Origin of the sequence: Gluconobacter cerinus, assembly GCF_025961355.1 — a bacterium.
Lineage (GTDB): Bacteria > Pseudomonadota > Alphaproteobacteria > Acetobacterales > Acetobacteraceae > Gluconobacter > Gluconobacter cerinus.
In genome coordinates this window covers 1724459-1742779 of sequence record NZ_JAOQNM010000001.1, presented here as the reverse complement: position 1 = coordinate 1742779, position 18321 = coordinate 1724459, and the positions used below count along the sequence as shown (strand labels likewise).

The following is an 18321-nucleotide window of genomic DNA, read 5'->3' as shown; positions in this document are numbered from 1 at the left end:
CTTACTGATTCGAGAACTTGAACGTCGTCGTGTAGTCGAATATCTGACCCGGCTTCAGTTCTGTCGTCGGAAAGGACGGATGGTTCGGGCTGTCTGGATAATGCTCGGCTTCAAAGGCGATAGCATCTGTCTGACGATAAGCGTGACCGGAAATCCCTGCATACCCACCGTCCAGTGAGTTGGACGTATAGACCTGTAGCCCCGGCTGGTTGGTCAGAACTTCCATGCTGCGGCCCGAGCGTGGGTCATAGACTTTTCCAGCCAGACGCGGAGCCTGTCCGTATGCTCCGTTGACGACCCAGTTCATGTCGTAACCACGCGCATACATCATCTGGATGTCATTGCTGCGGAGGCGTGCGCCCACTTCAGTTGGCTTGCTGAAGTCCAATGGTGTGCCTGCAACGGGTGCAAGCTGGCCCGTTGGGATCGAGGTGCTATCAGTCGGAGTATAGCTGTCTGCGTTGATCTGAAGGATTTCCGGCTCAATGCTGCCAGAGCCTTCGCCATTCAGATTCCAGTAGCTGTGGTTCGTCAGATTCAGAACCGTCGGCGCATCGGTTGTCGCCACATAATGCAGCGACAGAGCATTGTCGTTGCCCAGCGTGTAGGTCACGTGCGTTGTCAGCGTTCCGGGGAAGCCTTGGTCTCCGTTCGGACTAACCAGCTTCAGCGTCACATCGGAGCCGCTTGCAGAGACGCCTGTCTTTTCAAGCGTCCAGACGTTCTTGTCGAATCCCTTTTTGCCACCATGCAGAGCATTCGGAGCCGCCGTAATGTCCGTGTGGTAGATTTTCCCATCTACGGGGAAGCTGCCGCCTGCGAGACGATTTGCGTAACGGCCGATAATCGCCCCGAAGAACAGTCCACCCTTGGCGCTATCGACGGTGTATCCCTTGAGATCGCCAAACCCGAGGACGATGTCCTGCGGATGCCCGTTACGATCCGGCGTTTCAACAGATTGAATAATGCCACCATAGGTAATGACGCGGACCGTCACGTTATGGTCATTCTTCAGGGTAACAATGCGGACAGGCTTACCATCGGGCGTGTTGCCCCATGGCTGAGAGAGTGCCGTTGGACGCGCCTGAGCAGCCCCAAGAGACAGGCCGACTAGGGCCACGGTGGCAAAAAGCGGTGCTTTGCAGGCAGAAAATCTGGACACTGGAAAATTCCCTGGTGTTGAGTTGCCGCCACACTGCTCTCAAAATATTTCAGCCGTCAAAGTGGCCGGAGTGTCCTTCTGACTTCTGGATCGTTAAAGGATCTCGTCCCTTCCCTGTGTCATAATTTGGATACATAGAGGGGTGCAGCTTGGCACAGTATAGGCTATGACTACGGCCTTCCGCAGTTTTCCGCGACGGACGGCTCATGGCTCCGCTGGCGGCACACCAATTGAATGGGAACGGATTTCGAAAATTTCCGTTTTCAGATGAAGTCTTTGTGAGCACGCCCGCGGAGTGGGGTTTTTGAGGAATGGTTATGGACTCTCGGCAGGACAGAATCGGTATCAGGGCGACGCGCTCGCGTCGTGGCAGAGCCATTGCAGGCGTTTTGGCACTGCTGACGCTGGGGGCCTGTGGCTCCCTGCATAATCCCCCGCCGAAAGATCCGGACGACCTTGCTGATTACAAGGCTGCCAACGATCCGTATGAGCCGCTGAACCGGAAGATGTATAACGTCCAGATGTGGGCTTATCACGTGGCTTTGCGTCCCGTGGCCAAGGCCTGGATCTGGGCTGTTCCAAAACCGGTTCGGCACAGTATTTCCAACATCAATGAAACCTGGCGTGAGCCTGCGGTGTTCTTCTCTGATGTTGGGGCTGGAAAGCCCCGTCGTGCGGGTGACTCGTTCATGCGCTTCACGATCAACATGAGTGCGGGAGTGGCGGGTTTCTTCGATGTTGCCAGTCTGGTCGGTTACAAACAGCATGAGACTGACCCGGGGATGACGATGGGAACATGGGGCGTGAAGAGCGGCCCATACCTCTTCATTCCGTTTGTCGGCCCCAGCAATTTCCGCGATGGTATCGGCTACGGGATCGGGCAGGCTCTGACCCCGATCAATTATGTGCCAAGAGGTTATGGTCTGCTGACATTCAACTGGGCCTACAATATTCTTGGAACGGTTGATGGCTTTGCCAACAGTGTGGATCAGATCGACCATCTGGAGCAGGACAGCCTTGATCCGTACTCCTACGTCCGTAGTGCCTGGCAGCAGAACCGCCAGAGCCAGATTGACGCTATGACGAACGATCACCGCGCCACCACCCCAGACTGGTACAACTGAGGACAAACGCATGCTTAAAGCCTTTTCGCGCCGGGCCCTTCTTGGTGCTTTTGCTGCAGCCCTCACTTTCGGGGCTGGCGTCGCTCATGCCAATCCGGCAACAGATTTCGTGAATTCCTTTGGTGGCCAGCTGGTCAGCATCGTTAATTCCGGCAAGCCACTGGGTGAAAAGAAGCGCGAAGTCCTTCCGCTTCTTCAGTCCAATGTGGATATTCAGGGCATTGCCCGCTACTGCCTCGGCCGCTACTGGCGCACCGCCACCCCGGCACAGCAGCAGAAGTACCTGCAGCTTTTCGATCAGGTTCTGGTCAACACGATCACGGACCAGATTGGTAACTATCAGGGCGTGAGCTTCCGGGTTACCGGCACCAGCTCAACGCCGGATGGCGAACGGGTCAATGCACTGATTGACCGTCCAGGCCAGCCAGAGGTCAACATGCAGCTCATCATCGGTGGAAACCCACCGAAGGTCGTGGACATGTATGGTGAAGGTGCCAGCCTGCGCATGAACCAGCGCGGCGATTACAGCTCCTATCTGGCTCGCCACGGTGGCGATGTTGGTGCTCTGAACTCCGCTCTGGAGCGTCAGCTCAGCAATCACCACTGAGTGCTGCACATCGAAGCTAACACTCTGAAAAAGGCCTCCTGAACGGGAGGCCTTTTTTGGTTCTGCACTACAAGCCTTTATCGCGGGGCGACGTGCTGCACGCTGATGTGGAACCGATAGATTGTGTCTTTCCCGGTGAACAGCACATCGGTCCGGCCCTCCTGATGGGCCAGAATTTCCGCCACTTTCTGGGACACGAGATTGATATGCACAATTGCAGGCAGGCTGATAGACGCCGTCTGCAGGTTAGGAGGAAGAGCTACGATCTCCGTTCCTCCCAACGTCATAACGAGCGTATGCTCAATGATGCGCATACCACCAACCGCCGACTCAGCAGGTTTGGGGTCTGCGGCCCGAGCGGCCGATAGAGAGGCCATGCCCAAGGCCAGCACAACAAGACCTGCTGTTCGTATGTTTTTCAGAAAATAGACCATATTTATTCCTCGACGACCGCGTCGCCTTAATTCAAACGCCAGCACCTAAAAGCGAAAGGAAAATTCCCTGCTTTCTGCACCTTTTCAGGCTGGAGCAATTTCGTAGAGGAACATCGTATCGCCATCTCGCTTGAAAGTATCGATATGACGCATGCCGATACTTCCCAGCACCATACGAGACGCAAGATTATCTTCGCGGGCAACGGCTACGATCCGGGGCTCACCCTCATCAAGGACATACCGGATCGCTGCACCCGCAGCTTCACGAGCAAGTCCCCGGCCAGCAGCCCATGGAAAAATAGAGAATCTGAGTCCGAGGCCGCGCCCATCGGGGCGTTCATGCACGCCCGTCATCCCGACGAAGCGGCCATTTTCACGGATGGCAAAAATACCGATACGGCGACGAGCCCAGAAGGCGACGTCTTCAGCCATATCCTGCTCTGCTTCGGTCCGGCTGCGCACGCCACCAAGCATACGCCCAAAGGCACCAGCATCAGCCTTCAGGGCGATCATGTCCTCAAGGTCCGGCCAGTTGACCGGAGTGAGGACAAGACGTGCTGTACGGAGTTCTCGCCCTAACAACCGGGCCTCCTCAAACCGTCAGAAACCGGGGCAGAATAGCCTACCCCGGTGACGTGCAAAAGGAACGGTCCGTCTTAGCGGGCCAGCGGGCGATATTTGATGCGGCTTGGCTCAGTCGCATCCGGGCCCAGACGGCGGCGCTTGTCTTCTTCATAGTCCTGGAAGTTGCCTTCGAACCACTCGACATGGCTGTCGCCTTCAAAGGCCAGGATATGCGTGGCCAGACGGTCAAGGAACCAGCGATCATGGGAGATGACCACGGCGCAGCCAGCGAAGTCTGCCAGAGCATCTTCGAGGGCACGCAGCGTATCAACGTCAAGATCGTTGGTCGGCTCATCGAGCAGCAGAACGTTGCTGTCTTCCTTGAGCATCTTGGCAAGATGAACGCGGTTACGCTCACCGCCCGACAGGATGCCAACGCGCTTCTGCTGGTCAGAGCCCTTGAAGTTGAACGCCCCGACATATGCGCGGGACGGAACCGTCCGCTTGCCAAGCTGAATGACGTCCGTACCGCCGGAAATCTCTTCCCAGACGGTCTTATTGCCATCCAGCGTGTCGCGGGACTGATCAACATAGCCGAGCTTCACCGTCTCGCCGACCTTCAGAGTGCCACCATCCGGCGTGTCCTGACCGGTGATCATCTTGAACAGCGTGGACTTACCCGCACCGTTCGGACCGATCACACCCACGATGCCACCAGGGGGAAGCTTGAAGTTTAGGCCATCGATCAGCAGACGATCACCAAAGCCCTTCGTCAGGTTCTCGGCCTCGATCACCGTACCGCCAAGGCGCGGACCCGGCGTAATAACGATGTCCGCCGTGCCACCAACCTTCTCGGAGTTGGCTGCCAGCATCTCTTCGTACTTGGTAATACGAGCCTGGCTCTTGGCCTGACGGGCCTTCGGGGAGCTGTTGATCCAGTCCTGCTCGGCAGCAAGAGCGCGCTGGCGGGAGCTTTCTTCCTTCTCTTCCTGGGCCAGACGCTTGCGCTTCTGGGTCAGCCAGGACGAGTAGTTGCCTTCGAACGGATAGCCACGGCCACGCTCGAGCTCCAGAATCCAGTTCGTGACGTTATCGAGGAAGTAACGGTCATGGGTGATGACCATGACGGTGCCCTGATAGTCACGCAGCGTCTTTTCGAGCCAGCTGACGCTCTCGGCATCAAGATGGTTGGTTGGCTCATCGAGCAGCAGAATGTCAGGCTTCTCAAGCAGCAGGCGGCACAGCGCAACGCGGCGGCGCTCACCACCGGAAAGCTTGTCGACCGGGCTGTCTGCTGGTGGGCAGCGCAGCGCGTCGAGAGCGATCTCCAGCTTCCGATCCAGCTCCCAGCCGTCACCGGCATCGATGATTTCCTGCAATTCAGCCTGTTCCGAGAGAAGATTGGTCATCTCCTCATCGGACATGGGCTCAGCGAACAGCATGGAAATTTCGTTGAAGCGATCGAGTGCGCGCTTGAGTTCACCAAAACCGAGAGCGACGTTCTCACCAACTGTCAGCTTTTCATCAAGCTGCGGCTCCTGCTCGAGATAGCCGATCTTGACGCCATCAGCCGCCCAGGCTTCACCGCCGAACTCCTTGTCGATCCCGGCCATCACCTTGAGCAGCGTGGACTTACCCGCGCCGTTAACGCCAAGAACACCGATCTTCACACCGGGCAGGAAGGAAAGGGTGATGCCCTTAAAGACCTCACGTCCACCCGGATAGGCCTTCGTAAGATCCTTCATGACGTAGACGTACTGGTAGGCGGCCATGATGAGGTCTCCTGTTCGGTGGTGGAGTGCGGAATGAGCGGCGGCAGACAGGCTCGCCAGACAAAATAGAACACCGTGCGCCCGGAGGGACTCGAACCCCCAACCAAGCCGTTATGAGCGGCCGGCTCTAACCAATTGAGCTACAGGCGCGCGGTAGCTGCACGAAATCGCTCACCTGACGCATTTTTGCAAGGGCTGACATGGTGAAATGTCTTTTTTTGCATTATGTGTCAAAACGCCTCCCGTCCCCGACTGGCCTCAGAAGGCCATTGCCGCCGTTTCGAGAAGGCACCTACCGGTTTTCATTATTCTGGGGGAAGACGTGGCTGGACGCTCATTGAAACACATTACAACGCCGCACATTCGGTGATGCAGGCAAGCGCGACAGCTTTTCTGCAAAAATTCCGCTGGCTCTACAGCCCGGACCCGGTCATGGCCGGCTACGCTCTCCGAACTACTCTGACGTCCCTGCTCGCGCTGGGGATTGCCTTGAAGATGGAGCTTGGTAGCCCGCAATGGGCAGCCCTGACCGTCTGGATGGTCGCGCAGGGCACACGTGGGCGCAGTCTGGCAAAGGCGAAGTGGCATCTGTTCGGCATGGTGCTGGGCGTGATCTGCGGCGTGATCCTCGTCGCGGTCTGCCCTCAGGCGCCCTTGATGTTCATTCTGCTTCTGGCCGCAGGCATCGGGCTGTTCTGCCTGATTGGCACGTTCATGCCGGGGCCGGCTTCCATGACCAATTACCGTATTCACGGTATGCGGGCGACGGGCTTCACCTACGCCATTGTCTCCCTCGATGGGATCGCGGACCCGCACCACATTTTCGAAATTGCCAGTTCGCGCGCCACATACATTGTGCTGGGCATTGTTCTGGAAGCATCGATTTCTGGACTGTTCCAGCTCGGCCTCACGAAACGAACGCGCCAACAACTCACCAGCACTTTTGAAGACACGCTGAAGCCAGCACTTTCGACCATCGCGGACATCCTGGCGGGCAAGACTGATGCTCTGGAAACCATGCAATCTGTCTTCACCCGCATCACCACTTTGGGGGATCAGGTTGAATTCGCTGAGGTCGAGCTGGGACGACAGGATCATGCGGGCGATCATACGCGCGCCGCGCTGGCGAACATCGCTGTTCTCCTGGCGCGGGCCATGGACCTTGCCACGCTGATGCGTCTTCCCCTCAGTCAGGATGACGCGTTTCTCGAACAGGCTAAAACCATCCAGCACATGTTTCTCGCCTTGCCCGCGAGGCTGGAAAGCACCGAGAACATGGACGCAATTTTGAGCGACCTGCGAGACATCAGGCGGGACTGCCGGCGTCGGGTCGTGGAAGATTTCGATACTGTTCTTCCCAAAGCAGAAGACCGCGCTGCCATGCTTCGCCATGGCATGTTGCAGCAGTCTCTGGTCGAACTGATTGATGCGTTGAGAATGGCTCTGCGGCAGTTCGAAGCCAGCCGCAATCCTCAGCCTCACGATCATTTCCATGAGCCAATCCGCTCCTACCGGGACTGGCGGCAGGCCATCGTTAACAGCCTCCGCTCATCGGTGACTGTCTTTGGGGCGGGCGTAATCTGGATTGCAACAGCGTGGCCCAGCGGCCTGACATTCATCATGTTTGTCGCGATTGCATGCAGCCTGTTCTCTACGCTGGAGCGCCCCGCCCTCGCGACACAGGCCTTTTTGCATGGCGCCTGCTGCGCCGTTTTGGCTGGGGGCGTGCTCGATCTGCTTTTACTGGGAAAACCCACAACATTCGAAATGCTCGGAATGTGGTCTGGCGTTGCCATGATGCTGGGCGGGCTGGCCTTTGCCTATCCGCCACTGACGCTTCCGGCCGTCTCTTACAACCTGTTCCTGCCCATCCTTCTAGGCCCGTCCAATCAGGGCCGAACGGATGAAATCGTCTATTTCAATACGGCCATGCCGCTCGTTCTGGGGCTGCTTTACACATCATGGATGTACCGCGTTTTCCTGCCTTATGACCCGGCGCACCAACGCTGGACCATGCGCGAACACATCCTTCAGGACCTGCATCACATTGCAGAAGGGAAAACGAACGCCACACTTGATACAGTGGTCTCACGCAACGTGGATCGCTTCGTCCGGCTGATGACCAACTCGGGGAATACACCGTCTCCTGTGGTTCACGCCTATCTGGCGGGGATTCTTTCAGCGATGCGTGTCATGCTGAACCTGCTCCGACTTCGCGCCATCAACCATGATGCGTCTCTCAATCCCCGCGCGCATCAGGCTCTTGAGCTGGTTCTGGCACGGATGAGCCATTTCAGTGGGCGTTATCACGGGCATTATGGGCGAACGCTGCGCGCCACGCTCCTTGCCATTCAGAGACTGCGAGACTGTGAGACAACCGAATCGCGCCCTCGTCAGCGCTTTGTGCTGATCGCTGCCCTGACGGCTCTGGACGTCATTGCAACGGAACTGAACACCAACAAGATATTCTTTGACACAAAGAGTCCCTATCTCGACCCTCCAGTGTGAGTGCTCACGAAGAAATGTTCTGAAATAGACTTTTCTTTTCACGAAAAGGGGGGAAATGTTCCGTTTCAACCGCGGAGTGCCGCGGGAAGACAGGGTCTTCAGAAAGGATACCGTCATGTTTCGTCGTATCGTGCCCGCTCTCGGCCTAGCTCTTGGCCTCGGCGTGATGTCCACGGCTGCTATGGCCCAGGAACAGTCGCCACCGCCTCCTGCTGCCGTTCAGGGCACGCCTGGCAAAGATTTCACGGGCGTCTCTCCTGCCAATCTTGCAGGAATCATGAACTACTGCGTCGAACTGCAGTATCTCTCTTATGATGAAGGCAACCCGGCTCTCTATGGCCTGAGCGAAAAGTACAAGGCCACCGAACAGACGGTTGGCAATGAAGACTATGCTCTTGGCACCGCTGGCTTCTTCAACAGCAACGGCAAGCGCTATTATCTGGTGGCCTACACCAACGAAGATGACCGTCGCGCAGCCTGCCACAATGCCCTGAAGGCCGCACAGCCGCTTCTCTGACCCCTGACTTTCCGAGTTTATCGGCTTCTACGAACGCTTCAGCCTTGTGCTGGAGCGTTTTGCGTTTCTGGCGATCTGGCGACTGTCCTCAATCCGGCGATCAGCGCATTAGCTCCCCATCATGTTTTTGCTTCCGCTCTGGGCAGAAAGGCGCAGGACAGCTAAGGTTCCGCCGTCTTAAAACCAGTTCAGGACGTGAACATCATGGACGTTTCCAAGATCTCGCCCGGCAAAGACGTGCCGAACGACATTAATGTAGTTATCGAGATCCCGCAGGGCTCTCAGGTCAAGTACGAAGTGGACAAGGATAGCGGCGCGATCTTCGTGGACCGTTTCCTGTTCACGCCGATGGCCTACCCGGCAGCTTACGGCTTCATTCCTGGCACCCTCGCTGCTGACGGTGACCCGGCTGATGCCCTCGTTCTGGCTCCGGCAGCCGTCGTTCCTGGTGCGGTGATCCGTGCACGTCCGATCGGCATGCTGAAGATGGAAGATGAGAGCGGCCAGGATGAGAAAATCATCTGCGTCCCGCATGACAAGATCCACCCGCAGTTCACGGACGTGAAGTCCATCGACGATCTGCCAGAGATCACACGCAAGGCGATTGAGCACTTTTTTGAGCGCTACAAGGATCTTGAACCCAACAAATGGGTTAAGGTAACAGGCTGGGCTGGCAAGGAAGAGGCTGGTAAAGTCATCGAGGCAGCACTCGCAGCAGCCAAATAATACGATGTTGTGATCCGTTTTATACGGATTATAGTTTACATCGCTTGGTATAGGCTTTGTTTTTTCCTGAAAAACGGAGCCTATATCATATGAACGTGATTTTTTAGAAATTTATCTCATAATCTCTGTTCTTTATCCCGGAAAAAGTGTTACGAAGATCTCGCAACCTGATACCCGAGGATAAGAGACTTGTCTCGCCTGCATCTCTATGCCGCAGCCTGTGCGGTTTGTTTTACGCCCGCCATCGCCGCCGCTGAAGGCGCGACCAAGGCTCCCGCACCTGTCACGACCGTCGTTCAGTCAAAGGCTGGCGACAAGGTTACGACCGTGCGCGTTCTCGCGCCCATCACGGTTATGGACTGGCCAGACCAGAACTCGGAAAACCCGAGTGTTCGCGTTAACACCCCGCTTACAATCATGTCGTTCGACAAGGAGCAGGTCCCCCCGCTCCCCAAGCCTGAGGCCTTGCTGACCAACCCGTTTGGCTGGAACAAGTGGCTTCGTGACCGCGGCATCGCGATCATGATGGACAACACCAACGAATACACGGGCGCCATCACCAAGCCGACACCGGGTTATGGGCTTCGTCAGGGTAGCAGCAACGCAGGCCAGTACAGCCTTGAGAACGATATCGACTGGGAAAAGCTCGCTGGTATCCGCGGCTTCTCAACCCATGCCGTCGTTGTCGGCCGTTACGGTATTCCCGCCAGCCGCATGTTCGGTGACAACCTGAACCCCAGCTCCGAAATCTATGGCGCAGGCGGCAACGTGGTCGTTCACCTTGTCTATGCTTATGGCGAGGAAACACTCGGAAACGGTCACTTTGACGTCGCCGCCGGACGTATTCCGTTCCTGAACGACTTCTCCGCCAACCCGCTGTACTGCAACTTCCAGAACAATGCCTTCTGCGGTAACCCGAAGGCATCGTCTGACAACACTACCCATTCGTCCTACCCAGATGCCGTGTGGGCGGCCCGTATCCGCGTTCGCCCAACAAAAAGCACATACATCCAGACCGGCGTGTATTTCGCGCAGGCAGGCATCTACAACAATGTTCAGTACCGGACGGGCTTCAAGCTCAACGGCGCAGACATCAATGGCGAAGCTGTACCCGTGGAAGCTGGCTGGGAGCCGCTGGTGGGCAAGGACCACCTGCCGGGTCACTACAAGGTTGGCTACGCCATCGACAATGCACCGCACAAAGACAACTACTATGATGTCAACGGGAACCCGTATGTCATCTCAGGTCTGGCGCAGCGCACGGTCAATTACTCCTGGGCAGCCTGGTTCCTGGCGGATCAGATGGTCTGGCGCCATCATACACCCGGAAATCCGGACGCAGGCCTTGTCGTACTGGGTGGCTTCTACGCCAACAGCCCCCGCACCCAGACACGTGCCCAGCAGTATGAAATCGGGTTTGTGGACAGCGGCTTCTGGAAGGCTCGCCCGCTGGACGGCATTGGTGTGAACTTCACCTACGTTCGTGTTGCAGGCAGCGTTTCCGATACACAACGCCTTCAGCTTGCTCGTGGGATGTCACTCATGAACGGATCTTACGGGATCCAGAACTATGGCGAAGTTCTTGAAGCGAACTACCGTATCCACGTGATGCGTGGCGTCACCTTCGCACCGGACTTCCAGTACTACTTCCGTCCCGGTGGCCAGGCTGCACTGCATAATGCAGCAATGCTCGGCTTCAAGAGCCACATCCAGTTCTTCTAAGCTTTCTCAGCGGCCAGTCAGATATCATGACTGGCCGCTTTTGCTACTCAGCCCTCATCGGCCAGACTGTTTTGGAAAGACGAGGACTGCACCTGAGCAGCCAGATGATAAGCCAGTTCAGCAGCCTGCTGGCGAATTTCGGGTATGGCTGTTGTTTCGAAGACAGTCCCCCAGCGCATCGGGCCAATGGCATACAGGCTCGTACTCCATCTGCCCGAGACATTCTGTAAAGCGCCACTGTCATCACAAACCAGGCCACCCAATGGGGTTTGTGTTGCCCACCCTGTCTCAAGCAACCCTGTTAACAAAGCTGAGCCGACTGTCCGATAATCACGACTTGGCCCCGTACAGTTCACCGCGTGATCTACATCGAGACAACGAAGCCGTTCTGCTCCCTGAATGCTAAGACGCACCCCGCCTGAAACTGCGAAGACCTGCTCCACGCGCCCTTTTTGGGTTTTCAAAGTCCCTGCTCTAGTTTCCTGATCGAGCACTGATCGAAGTGCTGGCGCCATTCGATGCCGCACGATGTCCCATCGCCGCTGAAGGTGGCGCGCAAAGCGGCGTTTTTCTTCTACTGGCAGTCGGCCCCAGAGGGCGTTCGTATGGGCACGCAGAGCATTGACCATGCTCCTCCAGGAAATACCTTTGCGCAGACACGCTCGGAATAGAGCAAGATAAGCTCTCGCACTCGGGGGCGTGGCGAACCACACATCATCCACCCCCGCCGCAGGCGCCTCTGCATGTGAGGTCGGATACCACCCATGCCGGGAAATAGCGGTAATCTGGCCTCTGTGCCCCTGCTGTCTCAAACGAACCAGAACATCAACAGCTGTCAGCCCCGTTCCAATCAGAGCAACGTCATCATCAAGGCGAATGCGGCTATAAAGATCATTCTGCCACGCTGAAGGAGAGTATCCGGGCACCAAACGCCGCGGGTCTGACAACACGACGGGCGAAAAATTGCCAGTCGCGAGAACGACATAGGACGCTGCAATACAGGCCCCGTCAGAAAGGGTAAGATGCCACCCTTGATCCGCCTTGTCGCAGGCAAGAACATGGCCCTGATGGTATTCTGGCGCGGCCTCTGTCCACAGACTTTGGAGATAGCGCCCATAAATCGCTCTGGGCACAAAATCTGAAGCGCTGATCTCTGGATCATGATGCTCTCGTACCCACGCCAGAAAGTGCGATGGGTCATCCGTAACTGCGCTCATCCCGGACGCACAGACATTCAGATAGTGTGTGAGACAGGGAGTGCCGTATGCCAGCCCTCGACCCGGCTCTGGCGCATCTCCAACAACAATCAGTCTCGCAGCGCAGCCTGCTTTGCGAAGATACCAGGCCAGAAGCGTTCCACTGGCGCCACTTCCGATAATGGCAATGACCGGAGAGGATGGATCAGGATTTTCCACGAAGGCGCATCACTCTGTTCGGGGCTGGACAATGCCCTGATCATCGCTGCGTTTTCTGCAACCATGCGACTTTTATCGTAACAGAACGCCACCTTGAGGCACTGCAGGCTCCAGAAACGAAAAAAGGCGCCTTAAGGCGCCTTTTTCAAACTGGAGCGGGTGATGGGATTCGAACCCACGACCCCAACCTTGGCAAGGTTGTGCTCTACCCCTGAGCTACACCCGCATTCCGTGAGGCGGCTTATGGCGGAAACTTGCAATATCCGCAAGAGGAAAGACGAGTGGAAAAGCATTTTCCTGATCAGGAAATATTTATGAGCCAGAAACGAAAAAAGACGCCCTAAGGCGTCTTTTTCAAACTGGAGCGGGTGATGGGATTCGAACCCACGACCCCAACCTTGGCAAGGTTGTGCTCTACCCCTGAGCTACACCCGCGTTCCGTGGGCGGTGTTATTACTGAACTTTCAGGGACATGCAAGAGAGAAAATGGACCTCTCAGTCAATTTTTCAATCTGCACCGTTTCTTGTGAAGAAAGCGCCATGATCTCGTGACGAGATGAAAAGCATTCCCGCGAAAGCGCCCTTGCACACAGAGCCATCAGGCCCGATCTTCAACGCAACTAGATTTTCCCAGCAGGATGGCTTCCATTCCATGAGCAGCACTTTTGACGAACATCTGATTGGCCAGTCCCCGTCTTCAGGCAAGGCCGCATACATCGTCGAAGCAGATCAGACGACGTTCATGGCGGACGTGGTTGAGGCCAGCCAGCAGATCCCGGTTCTGGTGGATTTCTGGGCCCCGTGGTGCGGCCCCTGCAAACAGCTGACGCCCGTTCTGGAGAAGATCGTCCATGCTGCCAACGGACGGGTTCGTCTGGTCAAGGTCGATGTAGAGGCCAACAAGTCCCTCGCGGCTCAACTGGCTCAGATGGGGCTTCCGCTTCAATCCATTCCCGTTGTGGTCGCGTTCTGGAAGGGCCAGGTTCTGGATCTTTTCCAGGGTGCACAGCCAGAAAGTGAAATTCGTCATTTTGTCGAATCGCTTTTGAAAGCTTCTGGCGGCACGATGCCCGCAGCAGATATTCTGGCAACAGCCAAAACAGCCCTGGCAGACAACCAAGCTGCAGAAGCTGTGGGCCTCTACGCGCAGGTTCTGGATGCAGAACCTGAAAACCCTGAAGCATGGGGCGGGATGCTCCGCGCGCTCCTGGCCCTCGATGAACTAGACGGTGCAGAAGAAGCATCCAGCCAGGTCCCTGCCAAGCTTAATAACCATCCTGAGATTACGGGAGCACGTGCGGCACTCGCCCTCAAAATAGAAGGTGCAGCGGCAGTTTCCGAACTGGATACTCTCAGACAACAGGCCGCCGCCTCACCGACTGACTTTGATATCCAGCTCAAACTGGCTGGGGCACTCAATGCTGCGGGAAATCGCGCTGATGCTGCGGATGTTCTACTGGGTATTATCCGTCAGGACCGTGAATGGAACGACGGCGCTGCCAAAACCGAGTTGCTTCGTTTCTTCGAAGCGTGGGGCCATACGGACCCTGTAACGCTTGCTGCGCGTCGCAAGCTCTCTTCTCTCCTGTTCTCGTAATCCCATGACGAAAACGCCCGACACCTTCCTGGATCTAAATGATATCCCGCGCAGGGTTCCAGCTCTTGCGGACCTCACTCTTGCTGACATTCCACCGCGGGTCGGGCTTTTCCCACTTTCCGGGGCCATGATCCTGCCTGGCGGGCATCTTCCTCTGACGGTCTTTGAACCCCGCTATGTCGCCTTGCTGGAAGACGCGCTTGCGGGGCGTCGCCTCATCGGGATGATCCAGCCTCAGGAAGAGGACGAATCCGATCCTCTACCGGTGCTGCATAACATCGGGACACTGGGCAGAATTACCAGCTTTACGGAATATTCTGACGGTACGTTCTCCATTACGCTTCTGGGCGTCACGCGTTTCAGATTGCTGATGGAAGGCTTGACGCAGCGCGGCTGGAGGGAAGGCACCATCGATGCCTCCCCTTTCTTCTCGGATTTGCTGGAAAGCGACCCCTCCCCGATTAACCGGGCACGCTTGTTAAGCCGTCTGAAAAGCTATCTGACAGCACATCAGCTCCAGACCGACTGGTCTTTGCTTGATGAACTGGATGATGACATGCTGCTCGTCATCCTGCCGATGCTTGTTCCGTTCAGTTCTGAGCAGAAACAGGCCCTTCTTGAAGCAAGCACGCTGGATGACCGCGCCGGGGTCTTGCTGGATCTTCTGGCAAAAGGCATGGAATGACCATGAATACTGAACTTGACCCTCGCCTCCTGTCTCTTCTGGTCTGCCCCCTCACCAAAGGGCCGCTCACCTTTAACCGTGACACGCAGGAACTCATCAGCCCGCGCGCAAAGCTGGCATTCCCGATCCGGGACGGCATTCCCATCATGTTGCCGGAAGAAGCTCGTTCGCTCTGACTGAAGATTTTCTTCAGAGCTGATGCTGTGCTGGAAGATCGTTCTGAACCTTGAAGTTCATGACGATCTTCATCAGCTGAGCAGCATCCCCAACCAACTCCTGACTGGAGTTGCTCATCTGCCTTACGATCGCGGCGTTGGTTTTGGTCACAGCTTCAAGCTGTGTGGTGCTGGTGTTGATATCCATAATCCGCTGCGCCTGAGCTTCCGCACCTGAAGCAATCTGCCCCACAGCTTCTCCCAGGCGATTCACAGATGCACTGATGTTGCCGAGTGCAGCCCCTGTCTCATCGACCATCTTCACGCCACGCTCCACGTCTTCCATACTGCTGCTGATCAGTTCCTTGATCTCGCAAGCTGCAGTCTTTGATCTCTGGGAAAGAGCGCGTATTTCCTGAGCGACAACGGCAAAACCCCGCCCGGCATCCCCGGCATGCGCAGCTTCTACGCCTGCGTTTAAAGCCAGAAGATTTGTCTGGAAGGCAATTTCATCGATAACGCCAATAATCTGAACAATCCGCGTGGATGATTCCGAAATTTTGGCCATCGCTTCAACTGTCCGAGCAACAACTTCCGTACTTTGCCCTGTCTCCTGACAGCAGGCTTCAACCGTCTCATCTGCCTGCCGTGCCTCTTCAGCCACTTCCTTTACGGACGTCGTCAGCTGGGTGATGTTGCGCGATACTGTGCCCAGTGCATCGACCTGCTCCGCGATACGACACGCGATGTCTTCGGACGAACTGCTGAGTGTTCGGGCGCGATGCTCCACCACGCCCGACGTAGAGCGTACGCCCTGCACAATTCGCCCTAGCCCATTACAGGCACGCTGGAAGGCTCCGCTCATCCGTGCCGCCTGACTGGCAAGTTCGGGATCGATGTCCTGTACAAGATCTCCCTCGGCCATGCGGTCCAGCGAATCTGCAAGAGCTTCTGAAAGTGCTGACAGACTTTCAGTGCGCTCCTTCTCGGCGCGCGAACGCTCCTGCCCATCCAGATTCAATGTGTATGTCTGAAGGCCAAGCTCCATATCCAGAAACGCGGCTTTCACCAAAACGCCTACCCGCGCAGCAACATCATGACTGGTTAGACCTGATGGGCGCTTACCGAACAGCCTGCCAAGAAATCCTTGTTTCTGCTTTGGCCACGCATCTTGAATAACGCCGGCGACAATACCTTCGACCAGCAGCCCATAACTGCCGATATACCACTGTGGGTCCAGGCCAATCCGGGCGTGAGTATTCCCGATCGCCCGCGTACTCTGGACATAGTCGGGGCCAAAATCACCCTCGAGAATACGGCTCCAGTGCATTTCCTGCTGTGTACGGGCTGAGTTCTGATGGGAAGAGCTTGAGAAAAAACGTGCAAGCGCTGGGGTCTCGTCCACACGGCGATAAAACCGGTCAAGCGCGGGAGGCAAAATCCGGCGGACTTGTTGGCCAATTCGCGCTATCAGGGCCTTCTCATTGGCTCCAATCCCCAAAAAGGTAAGGCGCTCTTTCATATCTGCCGCGACCTGCTCGGTCATTTCTAGTCTCCAAGACGTCAACTCGGCCCACTGGTGAGGACGCTTTCGCCCTACCACGCCAATAGTTACGCAATCATGAAGACTGGACCGTCAGACGGCCTGAACGGCCTCTCTGTCCTTAATTTCCGCTATTCTTCCCGTATGACACTTCCGTATCCGGCACGGCAGGGCGTGGGGTGATATCGGCTGTATTGCCACCTACACCACTCGTCCCAAAGGTCATTCCTTCCGAGGACGGAGCGCTGCTTTCCCGGGGGCGGTTTTCCTCGCTCATTCCCCCAGGCGGCATCGGCATGACGGGCGCATCGTCCGCATAAGACATGCCACTGGCATGAGGCCGGCGATGAGTAGCTCTATCCGGCGCAGCTCCCGGCGGGGGCAGCGCGGTCATATCCGCAGCCGGTCCGTCAAACATTGAACCAACACCACATCCCGTCAGGGACAGGCAGGACACCATCAGGGAAAGAGAAAGCCACCGCATAAGCTGACATTACCATTTCCTTGCGGTTGACGCATCCCCATCTCAAATGGGACACAGCGCTGCCTGAAGCTGCTTCATGCCCCACAGTCGAGGACGTTTTTTGATGTTTGAAGGCCGGATTACTTCTGCCGCCACGCTGCGACGGGCCTGGTGGGACAGTCTCTTTGTGGACCACTCCATCTTCCGCCTCGGCTGGACAAATCTTTCGGAAGTCGTTCCTGGCAAGGTATGGCGTTGCAACCACCCAACACCGTCACGTCTGCGCAGACTGAAGAAGAAGCTTCACCTCAAGACGCTCGTAAACCTGCGCGGGCATCGTAAATGCGGGTCGGATGCCCTGTCCCGCAGCACGAGTGAAAAGCTGGGGCTGACGCATCTGGATATGGCATTTGAGAGCCGGGGCGCGCCTCACAAGGATCGCATCCTACGCTTTCATGCCATGTATCAGACTCTTCAGTTTCCAATGCTGATGCACTGCAAGTCAGGCGCTGACCGCGCAGGACTGGCTTCGGGGCTGGTCGTGATGTTCGAGGGGGGAACGGCAACAGATGCTCTCAGGCAGTTGCACTGGCGCTTTGGACATTTCAACCGGTCCCGCACGGGCATCCTGGATGCATTTTTCCTGCGTTACCGCGCTGAAGCCGAAGGGCGTCTTTCCTTCATGGACTGGCTTCAGACCGAATACGATGAAGACCGTTTGCGGGCCGATTTCAAAGCGGGCAAGATTTCGTCCTTCCTGAACGATAGCGTCCTGCGCCGCGAATAGGCTCTGGCTTATTCTTCTGCCGGGCCGAGGCTGCGGATAAGATCCAGCATCCGCTTGCGCACGGAAGGATCTGGAATGCGATAATAGGATCGCACCAGGTCAACCGTTTCACGACGGCTGAACAGTGCCGCCTCATCGGCAGGCAGATCAAACAGCCGAGGCGGTTGAACCGCTTTACGGGGCGGACCGCCAAAAGTGGCCTGCGTTTCTGCAAAGCCCGTCGTGACCGAAGGCTGAATGGGAGCAGGTGCCGTTTTGGGGGCTGCATCCTGCATATCATCAAAGAAAAAACCGATCGGCACATCCAGAACACGCGCCAGATCGTAAAGACGGCTCGCCCCTACGCGGTTAGCGCCGCGTTCATATTTCTGGATCTGCTGGAACGTCAGCCCCAGCGCCTCTCCAAGCTTTTCCTGCGAAAGCCCCATCAGCGTGCGTCGCAGCCGAATGCGGTTTCCGACATGCACATCAACCGGGCCAGCAGCCGAAGCACTCTTTGGCTCGGCCTTAACGTGACCCGTAGACATGATGATCCTCCCT

18 protein-coding genes and 3 tRNA genes are annotated in these 18321 nt (G+C 56.6%); 10 read left to right on the top strand and 11 right to left on the bottom strand.

The window, feature by feature from the left end; translation table 11 throughout:
- Nucleotide 1: 1 nt before the first annotated feature.
- On the bottom strand, nt 2-1162 hold the full coding sequence (locus tag M2305_RS08050) for an aldose epimerase family protein (protein ID WP_264649066.1): 1161 nt from the start codon (nt 1160-1162) through the stop codon (nt 2-4).
- A 317-nt stretch (nt 1163-1479) separates the two neighbouring features.
- On the opposite strand from M2305_RS08050, the gene M2305_RS08045 reads away from it, so the two are divergent.
- Both M2305_RS08045 and M2305_RS08040 read left to right on the top strand, forming a co-directional pair.
- Complete coding sequence (locus M2305_RS08045) at nt 1480-2286, top strand: MlaA family lipoprotein (RefSeq protein ID WP_046900679.1); 807 nt, start codon at nt 1480-1482, stop codon at nt 2284-2286.
- A gap of 10 nt (nt 2287-2296) precedes the next feature.
- The gene (locus tag M2305_RS08040; protein WP_099211669.1) at nt 2297-2893 is read left to right on the top strand and encodes an MlaC/ttg2D family ABC transporter substrate-binding protein; all 597 of its coding nucleotides are present in this window, start codon (nt 2297-2299) and stop codon (nt 2891-2893) included.
- Nucleotides 2894-2970: 77 nt separating this feature from the next.
- On the opposite strand, the gene M2305_RS08035 is transcribed toward M2305_RS08040, so the two are convergent.
- The 4 genes from M2305_RS08035 to M2305_RS08020 all read right to left on the bottom strand — a co-directional run bounded on the left by M2305_RS08035 (nt 2971) and on the right by M2305_RS08020 (nt 5813).
- Nucleotides 2971-3327: a pilus assembly protein N-terminal domain-containing protein gene (locus tag M2305_RS08035; RefSeq protein WP_264649065.1), complete on the bottom strand. Its 357-nt coding sequence runs from the start codon at nt 3325-3327 to the stop codon at nt 2971-2973.
- An 84-nt stretch (nt 3328-3411) separates the two neighbouring features.
- Entirely contained in the window at nt 3412-3909 is a 498-nt protein-coding gene (locus M2305_RS08030) for a GNAT family N-acetyltransferase (RefSeq protein ID WP_046900676.1), read from the bottom strand.
- A gap of 74 nt (nt 3910-3983) precedes the next feature.
- Entirely contained in the window at nt 3984-5663 is a 1680-nt protein-coding gene (ettA, locus tag M2305_RS08025; RefSeq protein ID WP_211500491.1) for an energy-dependent translational throttle protein EttA, read from the bottom strand.
- Nucleotides 5664-5739: 76 nt separating this feature from the next.
- Nucleotides 5740-5813, bottom strand: a tRNA-Ile gene (locus tag M2305_RS08020).
- A 219-nt stretch (nt 5814-6032) separates the two neighbouring features.
- Between M2305_RS08020 and M2305_RS08015 the strand changes: the two genes are divergently transcribed.
- From M2305_RS08015 to M2305_RS08000, 4 genes are all read left to right on the top strand, one after another.
- The gene (locus tag M2305_RS08015; RefSeq protein WP_086633592.1) at nt 6033-8171 is read left to right on the top strand and encodes an FUSC family protein; all 2139 of its coding nucleotides are present in this window, start codon (nt 6033-6035) and stop codon (nt 8169-8171) included.
- 115 nt (nt 8172-8286) lie between these two features.
- Nucleotides 8287-8688 carry a hypothetical protein gene (locus M2305_RS08010; protein ID WP_046900991.1) on the top strand — a complete coding sequence of 134 codons (402 nt, stop codon included), beginning with the start codon at nt 8287-8289 and terminating at the stop codon, nt 8686-8688.
- 204 nt (nt 8689-8892) lie between these two features.
- The gene (gene ppa, locus M2305_RS08005; protein WP_046900674.1) at nt 8893-9414 is read left to right on the top strand and encodes an inorganic diphosphatase; all 522 of its coding nucleotides are present in this window, start codon (nt 8893-8895) and stop codon (nt 9412-9414) included.
- Between the two features lie 189 nt (nt 9415-9603).
- The gene (locus M2305_RS08000; protein ID WP_086633471.1) at nt 9604-11136 is read left to right on the top strand and encodes a carbohydrate porin; all 1533 of its coding nucleotides are present in this window, start codon (nt 9604-9606) and stop codon (nt 11134-11136) included.
- A gap of 47 nt (nt 11137-11183) precedes the next feature.
- Here the strand turns inward: M2305_RS08000 and M2305_RS07995 are convergent, their stop codons facing one another.
- The 3 genes from M2305_RS07995 to M2305_RS07985 form a co-directional block, all read right to left on the bottom strand.
- Entirely contained in the window at nt 11184-12551 is a 1368-nt protein-coding gene (locus tag M2305_RS07995) for an FAD/NAD(P)-binding protein (RefSeq protein ID WP_264649063.1), read from the bottom strand.
- A gap of 151 nt (nt 12552-12702) precedes the next feature.
- A tRNA-Gly gene (locus M2305_RS07990) sits at nt 12703-12777 on the bottom strand.
- A gap of 134 nt (nt 12778-12911) precedes the next feature.
- A tRNA-Gly gene (locus tag M2305_RS07985) sits at nt 12912-12986 on the bottom strand.
- 217 nt (nt 12987-13203) lie between these two features.
- Here M2305_RS07985 and M2305_RS07980 point away from each other — a divergent pair.
- Genes M2305_RS07980 through M2305_RS07970 form a run of 3 tightly spaced genes read left to right on the top strand, consistent with a single transcriptional unit; the run spans nt 13204 to nt 15009 of the window.
- Complete coding sequence (locus tag M2305_RS07980) at nt 13204-14148, top strand: thioredoxin family protein (protein WP_264649062.1); 945 nt, start codon at nt 13204-13206, stop codon at nt 14146-14148.
- A gap of 4 nt (nt 14149-14152) precedes the next feature.
- Complete coding sequence (locus M2305_RS07975; protein WP_264649061.1) at nt 14153-14833, top strand: LON peptidase substrate-binding domain-containing protein; 681 nt, start codon at nt 14153-14155, stop codon at nt 14831-14833.
- On the top strand, nt 14830-15009 hold the full coding sequence (locus M2305_RS07970; protein WP_264649060.1) for a Trm112 family protein: 180 nt from the start codon (nt 14830-14832) through the stop codon (nt 15007-15009). The genes M2305_RS07975 and M2305_RS07970 overlap by 4 nt, the downstream gene beginning before the upstream one ends.
- Nucleotides 15010-15022: 13 nt before the next feature.
- Here M2305_RS07970 and M2305_RS07965 read toward each other — a convergent pair whose 3' ends face one another.
- Nucleotides 15023-16534 carry a globin-coupled sensor protein gene (locus tag M2305_RS07965; RefSeq protein WP_264649059.1) on the bottom strand — a complete coding sequence of 504 codons (1512 nt, stop codon included), beginning with the start codon at nt 16532-16534 and terminating at the stop codon, nt 15023-15025.
- A 118-nt stretch (nt 16535-16652) separates the two neighbouring features.
- Entirely contained in the window at nt 16653-17015 is a 363-nt protein-coding gene (locus M2305_RS07960; RefSeq protein ID WP_046900668.1) for a hypothetical protein, read from the bottom strand.
- A gap of 103 nt (nt 17016-17118) precedes the next feature.
- On the opposite strand from M2305_RS07960, the gene M2305_RS07955 reads away from it, so the two are divergent.
- Complete coding sequence (locus M2305_RS07955; RefSeq protein WP_264649058.1) at nt 17119-17781, top strand: protein-tyrosine phosphatase family protein; 663 nt, start codon at nt 17119-17121, stop codon at nt 17779-17781.
- Nucleotides 17782-17789: 8 nt separating this feature from the next.
- Here M2305_RS07955 and M2305_RS07950 read toward each other — a convergent pair whose 3' ends face one another.
- The gene (locus tag M2305_RS07950; protein ID WP_211500486.1) at nt 17790-18308 is read right to left on the bottom strand and encodes a helix-turn-helix domain-containing protein; all 519 of its coding nucleotides are present in this window, start codon (nt 18306-18308) and stop codon (nt 17790-17792) included.
- Between the last annotated feature and the right edge of the window lie 13 nt (nt 18309-18321).

What these genes read in the sequence shown, in the direction of transcription:
- M2305_RS08045 (WP_046900679.1), top strand. Translation starts at nt 1,480, where the DNA reads ATGGACTCTCGGCAGGACAGAATCGGTATCAGGGCGACGCGCTCGCGT.
- M2305_RS08040 (WP_099211669.1), top strand. Translation starts at nt 2,297, where the DNA reads ATGCTTAAAGCCTTTTCGCGCCGGGCCCTTCTTGGTGCTTTTGCTGCA.
- M2305_RS08035 (WP_264649065.1), bottom strand. Translation starts at nt 3,327, where the DNA reads ATGGTCTATTTTCTGAAAAACATACGAACAGCAGGTCTTGTTGTGCTG.
- ettA (WP_211500491.1), bottom strand. Translation starts at nt 5,663, where the DNA reads ATGGCCGCCTACCAGTACGTCTACGTCATGAAGGATCTTACGAAGGCC.
- M2305_RS08015 (WP_086633592.1), top strand. Translation starts at nt 6,033, where the DNA reads ATGCAGGCAAGCGCGACAGCTTTTCTGCAAAAATTCCGCTGGCTCTAC.
- M2305_RS08010 (WP_046900991.1), top strand. Translation starts at nt 8,287, where the DNA reads ATGTTTCGTCGTATCGTGCCCGCTCTCGGCCTAGCTCTTGGCCTCGGC.
- ppa (WP_046900674.1), top strand. Translation starts at nt 8,893, where the DNA reads ATGGACGTTTCCAAGATCTCGCCCGGCAAAGACGTGCCGAACGACATT.
- M2305_RS07980 (WP_264649062.1), top strand. Translation starts at nt 13,204, where the DNA reads ATGAGCAGCACTTTTGACGAACATCTGATTGGCCAGTCCCCGTCTTCA.
- M2305_RS07975 (WP_264649061.1), top strand. Translation starts at nt 14,153, where the DNA reads ATGACGAAAACGCCCGACACCTTCCTGGATCTAAATGATATCCCGCGC.
- M2305_RS07970 (WP_264649060.1), top strand. Translation starts at nt 14,830, where the DNA reads ATGACCATGAATACTGAACTTGACCCTCGCCTCCTGTCTCTTCTGGTC.
- M2305_RS07965 (WP_264649059.1), bottom strand. Translation starts at nt 16,534, where the DNA reads ATGACCGAGCAGGTCGCGGCAGATATGAAAGAGCGCCTTACCTTTTTG.
- M2305_RS07960 (WP_046900668.1), bottom strand. Translation starts at nt 17,015, where the DNA reads ATGCGGTGGCTTTCTCTTTCCCTGATGGTGTCCTGCCTGTCCCTGACG.
- M2305_RS07955 (WP_264649058.1), top strand. Translation starts at nt 17,119, where the DNA reads ATGTTTGAAGGCCGGATTACTTCTGCCGCCACGCTGCGACGGGCCTGG.
- M2305_RS07950 (WP_211500486.1), bottom strand. Translation starts at nt 18,308, where the DNA reads ATGTCTACGGGTCACGTTAAGGCCGAGCCAAAGAGTGCTTCGGCTGCT.